Source organism: Sphingobacterium sp. UBA5670 (genome assembly GCF_002420705.1).
In the GTDB taxonomy this organism is placed as follows: Bacteria; Bacteroidota; Bacteroidia; order Sphingobacteriales; family Sphingobacteriaceae; genus Sphingobacterium.
This window is the reverse complement of the sequence record NZ_DIIM01000017.1, coordinates 4,344-7,638: the sequence shown is the minus strand read 5'-3', so window position 1 is coordinate 7,638 and position 3,295 is coordinate 4,344. Positions and strand designations below refer to the sequence as shown.

The window sequence follows — 3,295 nt, the reverse complement described above, 5'->3', positions numbered from 1 at the left end:
CCAGCATAAGGCATAATAGCGAAGGGCAAAGGCGCCAAAGTTGAACATTTCGGGGTCAATATTCCAATGTATTGCACTTAATATTGAATTCATAAATTTTATAGCTGTTTAAATTACTTTGGAGTAAAGATAAGCTTTAATCTCATTTTTTATTCGCATAATTTGTTTTTAAGGACAATATCATTGGGGGAGGGATCTAATTTATTCAACGCTAATGGAATATTGCTGCGTAGCTTTGTTTTATAATAGAAATAGGAGGTGTGGGCATAAAATAAATTGCACAAACAATATTTCAAAAAACATTTTTACTTTTGCATTTCGTTGAAATTTTCATATTTTGACGAAAGTAAATAGAAAAGGAAAAGATGGCAGAAAAAAACAAGAAAAAAGAACCGAAGCACAATACGGTTGTGACTAAAGATTCGCTTTCATTTTTTGAGAAATATATCAATAATGCTTCTCCTACAGGATTTGAGTGGGATGGGCAGCGTTTGTGGCTGGATTATTTGAAACCTTATGTGGATGACACATTCGTTGATAACTATGGTACCGCTGTAGGTGTGATTAATCCGAAAGCTGAATATAAGGTCGTTATAGAGGCTCATGCGGATGAAATTTCTTGGTTTGTCAATTATATTACCAAAGATGGATTGATCTATGTGATACGTAACGGTGGTTCGGATCACCAGATTGCACCGTCTAAGCGCGTGAATATTCACACTGAAAAGGGGATCGTTAAAGCGGTATTCGGATGGCCAGCAATCCATACGCGTTCAGGAGAGAAAGAGGAAAATCCTTCGTTGAAAAATATCTTTTTGGACTGTGGATGCAGTACCAAGGAAGAGGTCGAAGCGCTAGGCATCCATGTGGGTTGTGTCATTACTTATGAGGATACCTTCTCCATTCTTAATGACCGTTATTATGTCGGGCGGGCCATGGACAATCGTGCGGGTGGCTTTATGATCGCTGAAGTTGCACGCTTGCTAAAAGAGAATAAAAAGAAATTGCCATTTGGATTATATATCGTAAATTCGGTGCAGGAAGAGATTGGTTTACGTGGTGCCGAAATGATTGCAGATCGTATTAAACCGAATGTTGCTATCGTGACCGATGTGACACATGATACACAGACCCCGATGATCAATAAGATCACACAGGGAGATCTGTTCTCTGGAAAAGGACCGGTATTGTCTTATGCGCCAGCAGTACAGATCAATTTGAATAAACTGTTGGTTAAGGTTGCTGAGAAGAATAATATTCCTTTCCAGCGGCAGGCTTCCTCTCGTTTTACAGGAACTGATACGGATGCATTTGCTTATAGCAATGGCGGTGTACCCTCGGCATTGATTTCGTTACCACTCCGCTATATGCATACTACTGTGGAGATGGTACATAAAGAAGACGTGGACAACGTGATCAGATTGATTTACGAAACGTTACTGAACATTGAGAACGGACAGGATTTTAGAACTTTTACAAAGTAGAATTTAAGAATATATTAACTTATCATTAGAATTATTATGGAAAATAACCAAAATCAAAACGAATTGAGCATCGAGTTGACAGAAGAAGTAGCAGAAGGAACCTACTCAAATCTTGCGATTATCACTCACTCTAATACTGAATTTGTGGTTGACTTTATCCGTGTGATGCCAGGAGTGCCAAAAGCAAAAGTGAAATCAAGAATCGTTTTGACTCCAGAGCATGCAAAACGCTTGTTAGGTGCATTGGTTGACAACGTGAATCGTTTCGAGGCATTGAATGGTCCAATTAAAATGGATGTAGGTGTTGCTGAACAACCACAACAAGGTGGTGATCCTACTGTTGCATTTCCTTTTGGAACGCCACAAGGTCAAGCATAGTTGATAGCAGCTATCATTGAGATATTAAAAGCGCCAATTAATAATTGGCGCTTTTTTTTATCGGATTTTTTCTTTCGATGCTTTTCTTGCACTTTTGTCACCTAGCCGTTCCATCGTCATCTTAAAGGCTTTCTATCGTATTGGCCCGAAGCTAATGAACTAATCCAGGAGAAGTTTGTTATCTATTGATGTTGTCTGGTCCTTTAAGGCAACATGACGGTATATATTGCCTATTGCTAGTCTTGGACTTGGCTTTTACTTTTACTAAATTTAGATAACTAATTTCAAAAAGGAGATTTATATGGATATTCAAGTGCGGAACTTGACAAAGAAGGATTATGTTGATTTGAAAAAATCGATGGAACAGGCTTATGATGGAGTAGGTGAAACCTGGTCAAAGGAAAATATTCAAGATTTGATCGATTTGTTCCCCGAAGGACAATTGTGTGTGGAGATTGACGGACATGTGGTTGCTTGTGCTTTGTCAATTATTTTGAACTCCAAAAAAAATAATATTTATGATAGTTATTATGAGATTATTGATGACGGTAAGTTTAGCAAACATAGTGATGGGGGGGATACCCTGTATGGAATAGAGGTTTTTGTTCATCCGAATCATCGTGCTCTTCGCCTTGGACGTCGTCTTTACGATGCGCGGAAGGAGCTCTGTGAGCAGATGAATCTCAAATGTATTGTTGCCGGCGGCCGTATCCCAAATTATCACAATTATGCGGACAAAATGAGCCCTCGGGTCTATATTGAAAAAGTCAAGCGCAAGGAGATCTATGATCCGACCTTGACCTTTCAGCTTTCGAATGACTTTCATGTCAAAAAGATACTCAAGCATTATCTGCCCGAAGATGCTGAATCGATGGAGTTTGCAACGCTGCTGGAGTGGAATAATATCTATTATGAAGCAGATACGCGGTCCATTTCGACTACCAAGCAAACTATTCGGTTAGGATTGGTGCAATGGCAGATGCGTTTATTTGATAATCTGGAGGCATTTTATGATCAAATCGAGTTCTTTGTGGATACCGTGAGTGATTATGGGACAGATTTTATTATGTTCCCAGAGTTCTTCAATACGCCGCTGATGAGCCCTTATAATGATCTTCCCGAACGACTGGCCATGGAAAGACTTGCCCAGCATACTTCGGAGATTATCGATCGCATTCAGCAATTTGCGGTATCCTACAATGTCAATATCATTGCGGGATCAATGCCACTGATGGAAAACAAAAAACTTTACAATGTTTCCTACCTCTGTCATCGCAACGGTAAGCTGGATGAGTTTAAAAAAATTCACATCACGCCCAATGAATTTAAATATTATGGTATGGTGGGCGGAAGTGAGGTTAAGGTCTTTGACACCGACTGTGGTAAAGTAGGGCTATTGATTTGTTACGATGTAGAGTTCCCTGAATTAAGTC

At 39.3% G+C, this 3,295-nt stretch carries 3 protein-coding genes; all 3 read left to right on the top strand.

Annotated features, from left to right (window positions below; all coding sequences use genetic code 11):
- The first annotated feature begins 365 nt into the window (after positions 1 to 365).
- Complete coding sequence (locus tag B3C94_RS14350) at positions 366 to 1,484, top strand: M42 family metallopeptidase (protein WP_293904823.1); 1,119 nt, start codon at positions 366 to 368, stop codon at positions 1,482 to 1,484.
- 36 nt (positions 1,485 to 1,520) lie between these two features.
- Positions 1,521 to 1,862 (top strand): DUF3467 domain-containing protein, encoded by a 342-nt coding sequence (locus B3C94_RS14345; protein ID WP_293904821.1) that lies wholly within the window; start codon positions 1,521 to 1,523, stop codon positions 1,860 to 1,862.
- Positions 1,863 to 2,163: 301 nt separating this feature from the next.
- Positions 2,164 to 3,295: GNAT family N-acetyltransferase (locus B3C94_RS14340; RefSeq protein ID WP_293904819.1), on the top strand; the 1,132-nt coding region annotated here is incomplete at its 3' end.